9 protein-coding genes and 1 pseudogene are annotated in these 14,141 nt (G+C 72.4%); 4 read left to right on the top strand and 6 right to left on the bottom strand.

Translation table 11 applies throughout. The features are described 5' to 3' along the window. The first annotated feature begins 11 nt into the window (after positions 1–11). Positions 12–599 (top strand): cysteine hydrolase family protein, encoded by a 588-nt coding sequence (locus J2S57_RS31435; RefSeq protein WP_307249619.1) that lies wholly within the window; start codon positions 12–14, stop codon positions 597–599. On the opposite strand, the gene J2S57_RS31430 is transcribed toward J2S57_RS31435, so the two are convergent. Both J2S57_RS31430 and J2S57_RS31425 read right to left on the bottom strand, forming a co-directional pair. Continuing rightward, positions 581–2,500, bottom strand: coding sequence for a rhamnogalacturonan lyase (locus tag J2S57_RS31430; protein ID WP_307249618.1), 1,920 nt, complete (start codon positions 2,498–2,500; stop codon positions 581–583). The two genes, J2S57_RS31435 and J2S57_RS31430, sit on opposite strands and share 19 nt — an antisense overlap. Before the next feature lie 119 nt (positions 2,501–2,619). Then, a complete protein-coding gene (locus J2S57_RS31425; protein ID WP_307249617.1) occupies positions 2,620–2,775 on the bottom strand; it encodes a hypothetical protein in 156 nt (51 codons plus the stop codon). On the opposite strand from J2S57_RS31425, the gene deoC reads away from it, so the two are divergent. After that, positions 2,774–3,448 carry a deoxyribose-phosphate aldolase gene (gene deoC, locus J2S57_RS31420; protein WP_307249616.1) on the top strand — a complete coding sequence of 225 codons (675 nt, stop codon included), beginning with the start codon at positions 2,774–2,776 and terminating at the stop codon, positions 3,446–3,448. The two genes, J2S57_RS31425 and deoC, sit on opposite strands and share 2 nt — an antisense overlap. Before the next feature lie 24 nt (positions 3,449–3,472). Here the strand turns inward: deoC and J2S57_RS31415 are convergent, their stop codons facing one another. Both J2S57_RS31415 and J2S57_RS31410 read right to left on the bottom strand, forming a co-directional pair. After that, entirely contained in the window at positions 3,473–4,759 is a 1,287-nt protein-coding gene (locus J2S57_RS31415; RefSeq protein ID WP_307249615.1) for a hypothetical protein, read from the bottom strand. A gap of 78 nt (positions 4,760–4,837) precedes the next feature. Further along, positions 4,838–8,212 (bottom strand): pyruvate carboxylase, encoded by a 3,375-nt coding sequence (locus J2S57_RS31410; RefSeq protein WP_307249614.1) that lies wholly within the window; start codon positions 8,210–8,212, stop codon positions 4,838–4,840. A 298-nt stretch (positions 8,213–8,510) separates the two neighbouring features. Here J2S57_RS31410 and J2S57_RS31405 point away from each other — a divergent pair, with 298 nt between their 5' ends. After that, a complete protein-coding gene (locus J2S57_RS31405; RefSeq protein ID WP_307249613.1) occupies positions 8,511–10,577 on the top strand; it encodes a beta-galactosidase in 2,067 nt (688 codons plus the stop codon). A 15-nt stretch (positions 10,578–10,592) separates the two neighbouring features. On the opposite strand, the pseudogene J2S57_RS31400 reads toward J2S57_RS31405, so the two are convergent. Continuing rightward, positions 10,593–11,363, bottom strand: a pseudogene (locus J2S57_RS31400) (helix-turn-helix domain-containing protein); the annotation flags it as partial. Positions 11,364–11,516: 153 nt separating this feature from the next. On the opposite strand from J2S57_RS31400, the gene J2S57_RS31395 reads away from it, so the two are divergent. After that, complete coding sequence (locus J2S57_RS31395) at positions 11,517–12,482, top strand: oxidoreductase (RefSeq protein ID WP_307249612.1); 966 nt, start codon at positions 11,517–11,519, stop codon at positions 12,480–12,482. A 6-nt stretch (positions 12,483–12,488) separates the two neighbouring features. Here J2S57_RS31395 and J2S57_RS31390 read toward each other — a convergent pair whose 3' ends face one another. Further along, positions 12,489–14,075 carry a GGDEF domain-containing protein gene (locus J2S57_RS31390; RefSeq protein WP_307249611.1) on the bottom strand — a complete coding sequence of 529 codons (1,587 nt, stop codon included), beginning with the start codon at positions 14,073–14,075 and terminating at the stop codon, positions 12,489–12,491. Positions 14,076–14,141: the final 66 nt, after the last annotated feature.

Here is a 14,141-nt window from a genome sequence, read left to right as displayed (position 1 = left end):
GAGGGAACAGGATGTCCCGTACCGCACTGCTCGTCATGGACGTGCAGGACCTGGTCGTCGCCCGCTACCCGGACGAGGGGTACGCGCAACGCCTGGCCGGGGCCGTGGAGGCCGCCCGGTCGCAGGAGGTCCCGGTGATCTACGCCAAGGTCGGTTTCCGGCCGGGATATCCCGAGATCCATTCCCGCAACAAGATGTTCGGTGGATTGCCGGCCCGGGCCGGTAACAGTGCACCGCCCAACGAGATCGTCGCGGAGGTGACACCGCGCCCCGGTGAGGTCGTCGTCCTCAAGCGCCGGGTCTCCGCCTTCGCCGGCAGCGACCTCGAGATGGTGCTGCGGGCGCAGGGCGTCGAGCACCTCGTGCTCACCGGGGTGGCCACGAGCGGCGTGGTGCTCTCGACCCTGCGCCAGGCGGCCGACCTCGACTACGGGATCACCGTGCTCGAAGACGGCTGCCTGGACGCGGATCCGGAGGTCCACGAGGTGCTGATGCGGAAGGTCTTCCCGATGCAGGCCTCGGTGATCACCGTCCAGGAGTGGGCTGAGGGCCTGTCTCAGGGCGTGCCTCAGGGCGTGCCTCAGGGCGTGCCCAGGTAGAAACCGGTGTGCGGCGGCTGGTTGTAGGACACGTTCTGCCACGCGATCCCGAGGCGGTACACGGGATCACGCATCAGGGTGCGGAAGCCGTACGCGCTCGGGTAGGGCGTGGCGAACAGGCGCAGGGCGGTGCTGTCGGCGGTGCGCCACAGCACCTCCTCGCGCCAGTCGCCGAGAATGTCGGCCTGCAGCGACGGCGTGCCCTTGGTGTGGTTGTTCGACAGTGTCCCGGTCGCGGTGAGCAGGTTCTTCGTGCTCAGGGTGGCCGGGTCCCACGTACCGATCGTGCCCACGCCGGTCTCGGTGGTGGCGTCCCAGGTGTGGTCGAGGAGCTCGCGGTTCAGGTCGCCGTCCCACCAGATCGCGAAGTTCGCCGACGGGACGGTGTTCGAGATCAGCTCGCCCGCAGCGCTGAACAGCCAGCCGGTGGGGGAGTTCCAGGCGCCGTTGACGGCCCAGACCTCCTCGCCCGGGTGGGACGGGTCGATGTCGGCGGAAAGTCCCCGGCCGGTGTCGATCCCGGTGTTCTGGCCGAAGAGGATCTCGCCGGTCCGGGCGTCGTGCATCTCCAGGCCGTAGGTGGCGCTCTTGCTCTCGTGCACGCCGAACACCTCGAGACCGGGCCGGGCCGGGTCGAGGTCGCCGACGTGCAGGGCGTCTCCGTGGCCGAGTCCGGTGCTGTGGAGCACGGTGCCGTCGTCGTCGAGGGTGAGTGCTCCGTAGACGATCTCGTCGCGCCCGTCCGAGTCGACGTCGGCCACCGAGAGCTCGTGGTTGCCCTGTCCCTCGTACTGCTTGCCGGCGCTGTTGCTGTCGAACGTCCAGCGTTTCGTCAGCTTGCCGCCGCGCCAGTCGTAGGCCACCAGCACGGTGCGGGTGTAGTAGCCGCGGGCCATGACGAAGCTCGGCCGCCGGCCGTCGAGGTAGGCCACCCCGGCGAGGAACCGGTCGACGCGGTTGCCGTAGCCGTCGCCCCAGTCGGTCACGGTGCCGCGCGGGGGTTCGTAATCGACGGTGCTCAGCGCTTTTCCGGTGCGGCCCGCGAACACGGTGAGGTACTCCGGCCCGGTCAGGACGTAACCGGCGGCGTTGCGGTGGTCGGCCGCGGCGTCGCCGATCACCGTGCCGGTGCCGTCGATCGTGCCGTCGGCGGTCTTGGACACGATCTCCGAGCGCCCGTCGCCGTCCAGGTCGTAGACCAGGAACTGCGTGTAATGCGCTCCGGCCCGGATGTTCCGGCCCAGCGCGATGCGCCAGAGCTTCTTGCCGGTGAGCTCGTAGGCGTCGAGGTAGACCTCGCCGGTCACGCCCGACTGCGAGTTGTCCTTGGAGACCGCCGGGTCCCACTTCAGCACGATCTCGTACTGCCCGTCGCCGTCGAGGTCGCCCACGCCGGCGTCGTTGGCCTTGTAGCCCTCGCCGGGCTTGTCCAGCGGGATGTCGAGATGGTCGGCGCCCCAGGCCTTCACGGCCGGGGTGCGGGCGCCGCCGACCGGCTGGACCGCGTACCGGTCACCGGCCCGGCCCTTGGCGTCGGTGTAGTTCGAGCGCCCGCTCACGGGTTTCGTGGTGATGCGTTTCCCGTTGCGGTAGACGTGGAACGCCGGATCCCCGGGCGTCAGCAGCCGCCAGCTGACCAGCACCCCGTCGCCGGTGGGCAGGGCCACCAGCCCGCGGTCGATCTTCTCGGCCTGCCGGCCGTCGACGGTCACGGTCTTCCGGCCGCCGACGGTGGACGACGTGGTCACGCTCGCGGGGCTGCCCACGGTGGACGACGTGATCGCGTCCGCGGGGTCGCCGACGGCGGACGGGGTGGTCACGGCGGCACTGGCGGTCAGGGGGGCGAGGGTGGCGGCGAACAGGGCGACCGCGCCGAGGCCGGCGCGTTTCTTCCAGGACATCAAGTTCCTCCGTGTACGTCGCTGTAACGGGCGGAAAGCGCTTTCCCAGTGGGCGTAAAAGGACGGCTCACCCGAAAGGTGGCCGTGAGGCGCAAACCTAGGCGGCGGCCGGTGACCCGTCAAGAGCGGAACGTGAGCCCGTGGGGGCATCGGGTGACCGTCGTGCGGTCGGGGCGCACCGGCGTCCCCCGACGACCACCGCCGGTGACCGGCGAGCGGGCGGTGGCCACCGCGTCCTCGAGCCCGGTGCCCCGGACCCGTAAACTGCGCGCCATGACCGAGAACCTCGCCCGATACATCGACCAGACCCTGCTGAAGCCCGAGGCGACCCCTGACCAGGTGCGCGCGCTGGTGGCCGACGCCCGGGAGCTGGCCGTGTTCGGCGTCTGCGTCTCCCCGACGCTCGTGACCGTCGCCAAGGAGGCCGCGGCCGGTTCGGACCTCGCGGTCGTCACGGTGTGCGGATTCCCCAGCGGAGCCCACGGCGCCGCCGTGAAGGCCGAGGAGGCCCGCCGTTCCGTCGCCGAGGGCGCGGTCGAGATCGACATGGTGATCAACGTCGGTGCCGCGGTGACCGGTGACTTCGACACCACCTACGACGAGATCGCCGCCGTCCGCGCCGCCGTGCCCGCCCCGAACCTGCTCAAGGTGATCGTCGAGTCGGCCGCGCTGACCGACGAGCAGCTCACCGCCGTCTGCCGGGCCGCCACCCGCGCCGGGGCCGACTTCGTCAAGACCTCCACCGGTTTCCACCCCGCCGGCGGCGCCACGGTGCACGCCGTCGAGGTGATGCGCGCGGCGATCGGGCCGGACGTGCGGATCAAGGCCTCCGGCGGCATCCGCACCCCGCAGGACGCCCAGGCCCTGGTCGCCGCCGGCGCCACCCGGCTCGGCGTCTCCTCGGCCCGCGCCGTGCTCGAGGGCAAGCCGGGCGACAGCTCGTACTAGGCGCTGTCCCCGGACGCGAGTTCGTCAGCCCCGGCGGAGATCTCGAGCGGGGCGGCGTGAACGCCCGACGGTGGTGAGGCCGGTCAGCAGCAGCAGGCCGGCCGCCACCAGCAGCATCGTGCGCAGGTCCTGCTGCGACTGGCGGTAGAGCTGGAAGAACAGGCCGGAGGCGACGTAGCCGCCGGCCGCGCCGAGCAGCTGCAGCAGGGCCAGGGCACCCGGGGCCTGGGCCAGGCTGCCCCGCAGCGACATCTGGGTCACGGCCGCCAGGGCGAACCCGGCCCCCAGCCCCACCGCGGTCAGGCCGCCCACGATCGACCACCAGTGTTCGTGCATCAGCGCCAGCCACCCGCTCGCGGCGGTGAGCAGGGCCAGGCCGGTGCGCAGGCAGAACAGGGGCGAGGCGAGCGCGGCCGAGAGCAGCCCGCCGAGCACCGCCGCGACCACGATGCACAGCACGCCGCGGGGGAACACCACGCTCGTGGCGGGAAGGGTGTTCGCGAGCAGGCTCAGCAGGGTCACGGCGCCGGCCAGGGCCACGGCGATCACGGGCACCGGGAGCACGGCCCGCAGCGGCCGGTGCGGCATCGCGACCCGCCGGGCGAGCACCAGCAGCGCCACGGTGGCGACCGCGAAAAGGGCTGTCGGCAGCGGGGTGTGGGGCAGCGTGTGCAGGTAGGTCACGGCCAGGGCCGGTATCAGCGCGAGGAGCAGGATGCCGCCGGCCGAGGGGCGGTCGGTGGCCACGGCGGGCGGCACCAGGGCGAACGGGGCCAGGGTGAGCGCGGCGCCGGCGAAGGCCACCGGCACCCAGGGGGTGAGGGGGAGGTGTGCGGAGTCGTAGAAGCCCCAGAACACCGGCCATTCCAGCAGCGGCCCGATCGCCGCGACGACCGCGACCGCACCGGCCGCCCCGTCGCCCGCGGTGCGGTGGGCGGCGGCCAGGCACACCGGCAGCACCGCCACCGACAGCCCGGTCAGGGCGGTGCCGACCATGACCACGTCGTAGGTGGGGGCCAGGGCGACGAGGAACTCACCGGCCAGGACCAGGGCCAGCACGGCGAGGGCGGCCAGCCGCCGGCGCCGGGCCCGGCTGAGCACCGGCACCAGCAGCACTCCCGGCAGGAACTGGGCCGTTCCCTGCCAGGAGAGCTGGCCGGCGGTGGGGTGCACGCCCTCGAGAGCCGGTGTCAGGGGCCCGATCACGCTGACGGAGACCAGCAGGGTCAGCAGCGCGATGAGGCCGACCTGCGTGCGATGTCTCAGAGGTGAGGGTGACGACGCGTGCCTGGCCCGGTCCACCGCTGACATCGACACCCAGACCTCACTCGTATCGGGAGGCCCGAGCGTTTCACAGAATCGTTCCGTGGACCTCCCAAAAAGGACAATTCACCCCACTTCCAGAACGAGGTCACCGCCGTCCACGCTCTGCACCCCGCTGACCGCCAGGCGCTTGACCACACCCTCGACCGGTGCGGTGATCGAGGCCTCCATCTTCATCGCCTCGATCGTCGCCACCGTGTCGCCCGCGGCCACCTTGTCGCCGGCCGCCACGACCACCGTCACCACGCCCTGGAACGGCGCCGCCACGTGCCCGGGCCGCGAGGTGTCCGCCTTCTCGGCCGACGGGATCTCGGCCGCGATCCGGGTGTCACGCACGCTGATCGGCCGCATCTGCCCGTTGAGCCGCGCCATCACGGTGCGGAAGCCCTTCTCGTCCGGCTCGCTGATCGACTGCAGGCCCATGATCAGCGTCTTGCCCTCGCTCAGTTCCACGACGTGCTCCTCGCCGCGCCGCAGCCCGTAGAGGTAGTCGAGCGTGGGCAGCGCCGAGGTGTCGCCGTAGGTCGAGCGGGCCTCGGTGAAGATCCGCGTCGGGCCGGGGAAGAGCAGCTCGTTCAGCGTCTTGCGGGGATCCGCGGCCAGCGCCGCCTCCTGCTCGGGCGTCAGGTCCGAGGCCGGGGCGGTCCACGGGCGTCCCTCGAGCGCCTTCGTGCGGAACGGCTCGGGCCAGCCGCCGGGCGGGTCACCCAGCTCGCCGTTGAGGAACCCGATCACCGAGGCCGGGATGTCGAACGAGCCCGGGTGCTCGGCGAACCCGGCCGGATCGGCGCCGGCCGCCACCAGGGCCAGCGCCAGGTCGCCGATCACCTTGGACGACGGCGTCACCTTGGGCACGTTGCCGAGGATGTCGTTCGCGGCCGCGTACATGTCCTCGATCTGCTCGAACTTCTCGCCCAGCCCGAGCGCGATCGCCTGCTGGCGCAGGTTCGACAGCTGCCCGCCCGGGATCTCGTGCCGGTACACGCGTCCCGTGGGCGAGTCGAGGCCGGACTCGAACGGTGCGTAGACCCGGCGCACGGCCTCCCAGTACGGCTCCAGCGCGTTCACGGCCTTCAGCGACAGGCCGGTCTCGCGCTCGCCGAAGTCGGTCGCCGCGACCAGCGCCGACAGCGGCGGCTGGGAGGTGGTGCCGGCCATCGAGGCGGTGGCCGCGTCCACGGCGTCCACCCCGGCCGCGATCGCCGCGGTGAGCGTGGCCAGCTGCCCGCCCGCGGTGTCGTGGGTGTGCAGGTGCACCGGCAGGTCGAACTCGCTGCGCAGGGCGGTGACCAACCGGGTCGCCGCCGGGGCGCGCAACAGCCCGGCCATGTCCTTGATGCACAGCACGTGCGCACCCGCCTCGACGATCCGGGACGCCAGCCGCAGGTAGTAGTCCAGCGTGTAGAGCTTCTCGCCCGGGTCGGACAGGTCGCCGGTGTAGCACAGCGCCACCTCGGCCACGGTGGTGCCGGTCGCGCGCACCGCCTCGATCGCGGGCCGCATCTGCTCGACGTCGTTCAGGGCGTCGAAGATCCGGAACACGTCGATGCCGGTGGACGCGGCCTCGGCCACGAACGCGTCGGTCACCTTGGTCGGGTAGGGCGTGTAGCCCACGGTGTTGCGCCCGCGCAGCAGCATCTGCAGCGCGATGTTGGGAACGGCCTCGCGCAGCTTCTCCAGCCGCTCCCACGGGTCCTCGGCGAGGAACCGCAGCGCCACGTCGTAGGTCGCGCCGCCCCAGGCCTCCAGCGACCACAGTTGCGGGGTGGTCTGGGCCACGTAGGGCGCGACGGTCAGCAGGTCCCGGGTACGGACGCGGGTGGCCAGCAACGACTGGTGGGCGTCCCGGAACGTCGTGTCGGTGACGGCGACGTCCTTCTGCTCACGCAGCCGCCGGGCGAACTGTTCCGGGCCGAGTTTCCGCAGCAGCTGCCGGGTTCCGGCCCCGGGCGCCACCAGGTCGACGGCCGGCAGCTTCAGCGCCGGGTCGAGCGTCACCGGCGCGGGCCCGTGCGGCTGGTTCACCGTCACCCCGGCCAGGTAGGTCAGCATCTTGCTGCCGCGGTCGCCCGAGCCGCGCGCCTGCAGCAGCTGCGGGTGCGTCTCGATGAACGACGTGGTGACGCGCCCCGCGGCGAAGTCCTCGTCGTCCAGAACCGCCTGCAGGAAGGGGATGTTCGTGGAGACGCCCCGGATGCGGAACTCGGCCACCGCCCGCCGGGCCTTCTCCACCGCCTTCTCGAACGTGCGGCCCCGGCAGGTCAGCTTGGCCAGCATCGAGTCGAAGTGCGCGCTGACCTCGGCGCCGGTGTACACGGTGCCGCCGTCGAGCCGCACGCCGCCACCACCGGGGGAGCGGTAGGTGGTGATGACGCCCGTGTCCGGTCGGAAGTTGTTGGCCGGGTCCTCGGTGGTGATCCGGCACTGCAGCGCGGCACCCCGCAGCCGCACGGTGTCCTGCGACAGGCCGAGGTCCGAGAGAGTCTCGCCGGAGGCGATGCGCAGCTGCGACTGCACCAGGTCGACGTCGGTGACCTCCTCGGTCACGGTGTGCTCGACCTGGATGCGCGGGTTCATCTCGATGAAGACATAGGTTCCGTCGGGAGCCAGCAGGAACTCCACCGTCCCGGCGTTCCGGTAGCCGATCTCCCGCGCGAAACGCACCGCGTCCGCGCACATCCGGTCGCGCAGCGCCGGATCCAGATTCGGTGCCGGCGCGATCTCGACGACCTTCTGGTGCCGCCGCTGCACCGAGCAGTCACGCTCGAACAGATGGATGACGTCGCCCTCGCCGTCGGCGAGGATCTGCACCTCGATGTGGCGCGGGTCGACCACGGCCTGCTCGATGAAGACCGTCGGGTCACCGAACGCGCCGTCCGCCTCGCGCATGCACACCTCGACGGCCGCGCGCAGGTCCTCGGGCCGGTCCACCCGCCGCATCCCGCGTCCGCCGCCCCCGGCCACGGCCTTCACGAAGAGCGGGTAGGGCAGTTCGGCGGACGCGGCGATCAGCTCGTCGGGGTCCCGCGAGGGCGGGATGCTGGCGAGCGTGGGGACGCCCGCGGCCTTGGCCGCCGCGATCGCGCGGGCCTTGTTGCCCGTCAGCTCCAGAACGTCCGCGCCCGGCCCGACGAACGTGATGCCCGCCCGGGCGCAGGCCTCGGCCAGCGCCGGGTTCTCGGACAGGAACCCGTAGCCGGGGTAGATCGCGTCGGCCCCGGCCCGCACGGCCGTCGCGACGATGGCCTCCGGATCGAGGTAGGCCCGCACGGGGTGACCGCGCTCGCCGATCTCGTACGACTCGTCGGCCTTCAGCCGGTGCTCGCTCCACCGGTCCTCGTACGGGAAGACCGCCACCGTGCGGGCGCCCACCTCGTAGGCGGCGCGGAACGCCCGGACGGCGATCTCGCCCCGGTTGGCCACAAGAATCTTTGAGAACACGCGGGCAGAATAGGTCGCCGATCCGCGCCGAAGAGGATCCTGGGCGTGGTCTGAGACACACGGACGGCCTTTCGCCGCGGCATTCGGGGACGAACCGTACCGGCGGGCGACTGCCGCTCCGGCCGGCTGGCGACGAGCGGCATCCATCCACGCCCGGCCGCACAACACCCCCTATACCTCATCGGTATAGGGGGTGTTCTGTGCTCGCGCCCAGGAGGTCCGACGGGTCCTTCGCCCTCCCCGGCCACCGCGGGTGGTGACGGTCACTGTGAGGCACTGGCGCGTCCGCCATTAGGTTGTGAACGACAGCCTCAGACCCGACGGCAAGGATGCTGACGAACCCATGCTCTACGGCGCCGACTACAACCCCGAACAATGGCCCGAGCCCGTCTGGGACGACGATGTACGCCTGATGCGCGAGGCGAACGTGACCACCGTCAGCCTGGGCATCTTCTCCTGGTCGCGCATCCAGCCCGCGCCCGATGTCTGGGACTTCACCTGGCTCGACACCGTGATCGGCAAGCTGCACGCCGCCGGCATCGGGATCAACCTGGCCACCGCCACGGCCTCCCCGCCGCCGTGGGTGAGCGTCCAGCACCCGGACGTGCTGGCCACCGACGAGAACGGCGCCACCTACTGGCACGGGTCCCGCCAGCACTACTCGCCCGCCTCGCCCACCTACCGGCGGCTGGCCGCCGAACTGGTCAGGCGCCTGGCCGAGCGCTACGCGCAGCACCCGGCGATCGTGATGTGGCACGTCAACAACGAATACGGGTGTCACCTGCCCGCCGAGTACTCCTCGTCGGCGCAGAAGGCGTTCCGGGACTGGCTGATTCGCCGGTACCACAGCGTCGAGGGGCTCAACGAGGCCTGGGGCACGGCCTTCTGGTCGCAGCGGTACGGCGACTGGGACCAGGTCATGCCCCCGCTCAAGGCCCCCTACAGCCGTAACCCCGCCCAGCTGCTCGACTATCAGCGCTTCATGTCCGACATGTGGCTCGAGTGCTACCGGGCCGAGTACGACATCATCCGCGCCGCCGGGGCCACCCAGCCGATCTCGACCAACATGATGGGCGCGTTCAAGCCCGGCAACTACGCCGACTGGGCGCCGTACATCGACGTCATCACCGACGACTGCTACCCGGACCCGGGCGACCCGGAACGCCCGCGCAACACCGCCTTCCAGCGTGACCTGGTGCGCTCGCTGAAGCGGGGGCAGCCCTGGCTGCTGATGGAACAGGCCACCGACGCGGTGAACTGGCGCCCGGCCAACCTGTCCAAGCAGCCCGGCCAGCTCGCGGCCGAGACCGCGCAGTCGGTCGGGCGGGGCGCCGACGGGATCTTCTACTTCCAGTGGCGCCAGTCCCGCGCGGGCAGCGAGAAGTTCCACTCGGCCATGCTCCCGCACGCCGGGACCCGCACCCGGACCTGGCAGGAGGCGTCCACCCTGGGGGCCGATCTGGCCGCGCTGCCCGAGCTCCCGCCGCCCGGCGACGACGCCCGGGTCGCCCTGGTCTTCGACTGGGAGAACTGGTGGGCGATCGAGAACCCCGACCATCCGACGGTTCTCGACTACCTGGCCCTGATCCGTGAGTGGTACGGCGCGCTCTACCGGCGCGGCGTGAGCGTCGACGTGGTCCCGCCCGAGAAGGTCGACAGCCGCTACCGTCTGGCGGTCGCGCCGTTCCTGTACCTGCTGCGTGACTCCGGCGGCCCGGCGCTGACGACGTTCGTCGAGGGCGGCGGTGTGCTGCTGACCGGCCCGTTCAGCGACATCGTGGACGGGTGCGACCGCTTCCGCGAGGGCGGCTACCTGACCCGGCTCGGGCCGGTGCTCGGTGTCGGCCTCGAGGACTTCCGCCCGCTGCCGCCGCCGGCCCGCGCGCACGGGGCCGACCGGGCGGGGGAGCAGGTGCTGGACGACGACCCGGTCTCCCCGGGCGCACCGGCGGCGCTGGCCGGATTCAACGGCGGGGAGGGTGTTTTCGGCGCGACCTACGTCGCTGAGGCGCTGTGGGCCGACGACGCCGACGTGCTCGCCACGTTCACCACCGGGCCGTCGAAGGGCCGTCCGGCCCTGACCCGGCGCGAGCACGGCCAGGGGCAGGCCTGGTACATCGCCACCATGCCCGACGCGGCGGGGCTCGACGCGGTCACCTCACGGCTGCTCGAGGCCTCGGGCGTGGCGGGCCTCGACCTGCCCGCGGGTGTCGAGATCGCCCGCCGCGCAGGCATCGTCACCGTGATCAACCACGGCGCCGAACCGGCCACGGTCACGCTCGAGGGCACCGATCTGCGCACCGGCACGGCCTTCGGCACCCGCGAGCTGGCCCCGCAGCAGTTCGCCTTCGTCCGGACCTCGTGAGACCAGCCGGTGCAGCGCCTCCTCGGAGGCGCTGCCCGGTTCGGGGCTGAACATCACCAGCGTCAGCCCCGGATCCGAGGCCAGCGGCGTGATCTCGTAGGGCAGGTCGAGGTCGCCGGCCAGCGGGTGACGCACGTGGTGCACGCCGTGGGTGCGCACGTGCACGTCGTGCCGGGCCCAGTTCCGCGCGAAGGCCGGGCTTCTCGACGAGAGCTCCTGCACCAGATCGCCGAGCACCCGGTCGCACGGGTTGCGGCCGCTCTCGGCGCGCAGCCGGTTGACGACGTCGATCGCGATGTCGTCCCAGTCGCGCCAGAAGCCCGGGGGCCCGAGGAAGACGTGGCGGGCCAGGTCGTCGACCGGGAGCAGCGCCCGCCCGGCCGCGTTGCCCCCGACCACCCGCAGCCGCCCGTTCAGCACCAGGGCGGGGGTGGTGCTCATCGAGTCGAGGATGCGCTGCAGGGTGGGACGCAACGTGGCCGGCGCGGTGATCAGGCGGCAGGGCCGGGTGCCGCTGCCGGCGTCGAGAAGGGCGCTCAGGTGCTCGCGTTCGGCGTCGCCGAACTGCAGCGCCCGGCTGACGCCCTCCAGCACGGCGTCCGAGGCGCCGTGCACCCGCCCGCGCTCGAGCCGCACGTAGTACTCGACGCTGATCCCGGCCAGCGCCGCGACCTCCTCGCGGCGCAGTCCTTTCACCCGCCGGTTCGGGCCCGCACCGAGCCCCAGCCGCCCCGGTTGGAGCCGGGCCCGGCGGGTGGTCAGGAACTCACCGATCGAGCGGCGCATCTCGGCCCGGGCGTGCTGAGGATCTCCCACCGCCAGCACCCTACGGCCTGAGCGGACGCCGGGACAGACACCAGCAGTACCCCCTTCGCAGAGTCTGTCGCCCGGTGTGCCACCGGTCTTTCCTGGGAGCTCCACCGCTCATCGAGGAGAACCGTGAACACACCGCAGCAACCCCTGGGCACCGGCCTCGGCGCGCACACGACCACCGACGACGTGCTCAAGGGCATCGACCTGACCGGCCGCACCGCGATCGTCACGGGCGGCTACTCCGGGATCGGCCTGGCCACCACGCAGGCCCTGGCCGGGGCCGGGGCCACCGTCGTCGTACCCGCCCGCCGCCTCGAGCCGGCCCGGCAGGCGCTGGCCGGCACCGGGGCCGAGGTCAGCGCGATGGACCTGGCCGACCTCGGCAGCGTCGCCCGCTTCGCCGCGGAGTTCCTGGCGACCGGCCGCGCCCTCGACATCCTCGTCACCTCCGCCGGGATCATGGCCCCACCCCTGCGGCGGGTCGGCCCGGGCTGGGAGTCGCAGTTCGCGGTCAATCACCTGGGGCACTTCGCCCTGGTGAACCGGCTGTGGCCGGCGCTGGAGCGGGGCGTGCGGACGCGGGTGGTGGCGGTCGGTTCCCGCGGTCACCGGGGCGGTGGGATCCGCTGGGACGACCCACACTTCGAGACCTCCCCGTACGACAAGTGGGCCGCCTACGCCCAGGCCAAGTCGGCGGTCAGCCTGTTCGCGGTGCAGCTGGACCGGCTCGCGCGGGACCACGGCGTGCGCGCGTTCTCGGTGCACCCGGGCGTGATCGACACCGAACTGCAGCGGTTCCTGCCCAAGGCCGAGCAGATCGCCATGGGCTGGCTGGACGCCGACGGCGGACCCGCGCCCGGCCACCCGTTCAAGACCCCCTCCCAGGGCGCGGCCACCTCGGTCTGGGCGGCCACGTCGTCCACCCTCGACGGCCTGGGAGGGCTGTACCTCGAGGACTGCGACGTGGCGCCGCTGACGGACGCGTTCGACTTCTCGCGGCCCGGGGTGATGCGGCACGCGGTGGACCCGGCCGAGGCACGACGTCTCTGGGCGTTCTCCGCCGAGCTCACCGAGGTGAACGCGTTCGCCTGAGCCGCTCTACGCGTCCTGGGGGCCGGAGCCGGTCAGTTCGTCGCGGGTGCTGCTCCTCGGCGCCGGGATCTCACGGAAGACCAGCCAGCCCTGGGTTTTCGCGCGCTTGGCCTCGTACATCGCCTGGTCGGCCCGGCGCAGCAGCTGGTGCGGGTCCTCGGGGGCCTGCGGGTCGGACAGCACGATCCCGATGCTGCACCCGGTCGTGAGCGCCGGGACCCTCCCGTCGGCCGGCACCAGTGGCCCCTGGCGCAGCTCGGTCAGCAGGCGCTCGGCCACGTCGACGGCGTCGCGGTGATCGGTGATCCCGTTGAGCAGCATCGCGAACTCGTCGCCGCCGAGCCGGGCCGGGGTGTCGGCGGCGCGGGTGTGCCGTCGCAGGAGCCGGGCGAAGGCGACGAGCACGGCGTCGCCGGCGTCGTGGCCGTGGGTGTCGTTGATCTGCTTGAAGCCGTCGAGGTCGAGGAGCAGCAGGGCGTGGGGACGCCCGGTGCGGCGGCCGCGATCGGCGGCCCGGAGCATGTGGTCGCGCAGCAGACGCCGGTTCGCCAGACCGGTGAGCAGGTCGGTGACGGCGAGCTGGTGGTTCTCCTGCAGCGAGACCAGCTGCCGCGCGGCCACCGCCCCGGTCATCACCATCGCGCCGAGCACCAGGCCGGGCCAGGGGAACGAGCCCGCCCGCACGGCGACCACGAACAGCAGCGTGTAGCCGAGGGCCAGGGCGACGTAGGGCAGGGCGGTGTAGGGACGCAGCCGCTCGGGCACCGGGTCCGCGCGGCGTTCCCCGGACGCCAGCCGGCACTGCTCGAGCGCGGCCGCGGTGGTGAGCACGAGCGGGGTGAGGGTCATCAGGTCGGTGAACAGTGCGGTGCGGCCGGTTCCCCGGAAGACGGCCTCGAAGGTGAGCAGCGAGTCGACGGCCAGATTGGCGGTGAGACCGGCGAGCAGGAGCGTGACCGGGCGGCGCGCGGTGGTGACGACACCCCGCATGAGCACGGTGACGATGCCGAGCAGGAGCACCGTGTCGCAGACGGGCAGGAGCACGATCCCCAGGCGGCTCATGCCGGACAGCGACTCCTCGGCGAACAGGCCGGGTCCGACGAACCAGTACCAGACGCCCATGGTGGCCAGCCCCACGACGGTGGTGACGTCCAGGGCCAGTTTCCGCCGCACCCAGACGGTCGGGGGCTCACCGGAGAACGCCAGAAGCCCGGCCAGCAGCACGGGGACCTCGACCAGGCGCAGGACCACGGCCGCGACCACCGGGCCGTCGAAGTCGCTCTCGGTGAGCCGGGCGTTCTGGATCGACATCCCGATCAGGGTGCCGTACACGGAGTGGATGACGAACGCGAGAGCCAGGAACCGCCAGGGTCTTCGGCTCCGCGGATCGAGGGACGGATGCCGGGCGGCCCGCACCGTCCAGCCCACGGAGATGAGCATGACGGGCAGGAACATCGCCCCGAGCAGCGCGGGACCGCGGTGCCCCGTGAGGGACGCGACGACGTCGACGAGCACGACGAGCACCAGGACCGCGTACGTGGCGATCGACGGCAGCCGCCGGACGCGGGCCCGGCGGCGCGGCGCACTGACCATGGTCGGCCGATCCCCCTCGACTGCGGACGCGCGGACCCGGTCGTTGTCGGCGCCCGGGGGCCGCGC

Origin of the sequence: Kineosporia succinea (assembly GCF_030811555.1) — a bacterium.
Classification (GTDB): Bacteria; Actinomycetota; Actinomycetes; order Actinomycetales; family Kineosporiaceae; genus Kineosporia; species Kineosporia succinea.
This window is presented reverse-complemented; position numbering and strand designations above follow the sequence as displayed.

What these genes read in the sequence shown, in the direction of transcription:
- J2S57_RS31435 (WP_307249619.1), top strand. Translation starts at nt 12, where the DNA reads ATGTCCCGTACCGCACTGCTCGTCATGGACGTGCAGGACCTGGTCGTC.
- J2S57_RS31430 (WP_307249618.1), bottom strand. Translation starts at nt 2,500, where the DNA reads ATGTCCTGGAAGAAACGCGCCGGCCTCGGCGCGGTCGCCCTGTTCGCC.
- deoC (WP_307249616.1), top strand. Translation starts at nt 2,774, where the DNA reads ATGACCGAGAACCTCGCCCGATACATCGACCAGACCCTGCTGAAGCCC.
- J2S57_RS31425 (WP_307249617.1), bottom strand. Translation starts at nt 2,775, where the DNA reads ATGGCGCGCAGTTTACGGGTCCGGGGCACCGGGCTCGAGGACGCGGTG.
- J2S57_RS31415 (WP_307249615.1), bottom strand. Translation starts at nt 4,759, where the DNA reads ATGTCAGCGGTGGACCGGGCCAGGCACGCGTCGTCACCCTCACCTCTG.
- J2S57_RS31390 (WP_307249611.1), bottom strand. Translation starts at nt 14,075, where the DNA reads ATGGTCAGTGCGCCGCGCCGCCGGGCCCGCGTCCGGCGGCTGCCGTCG.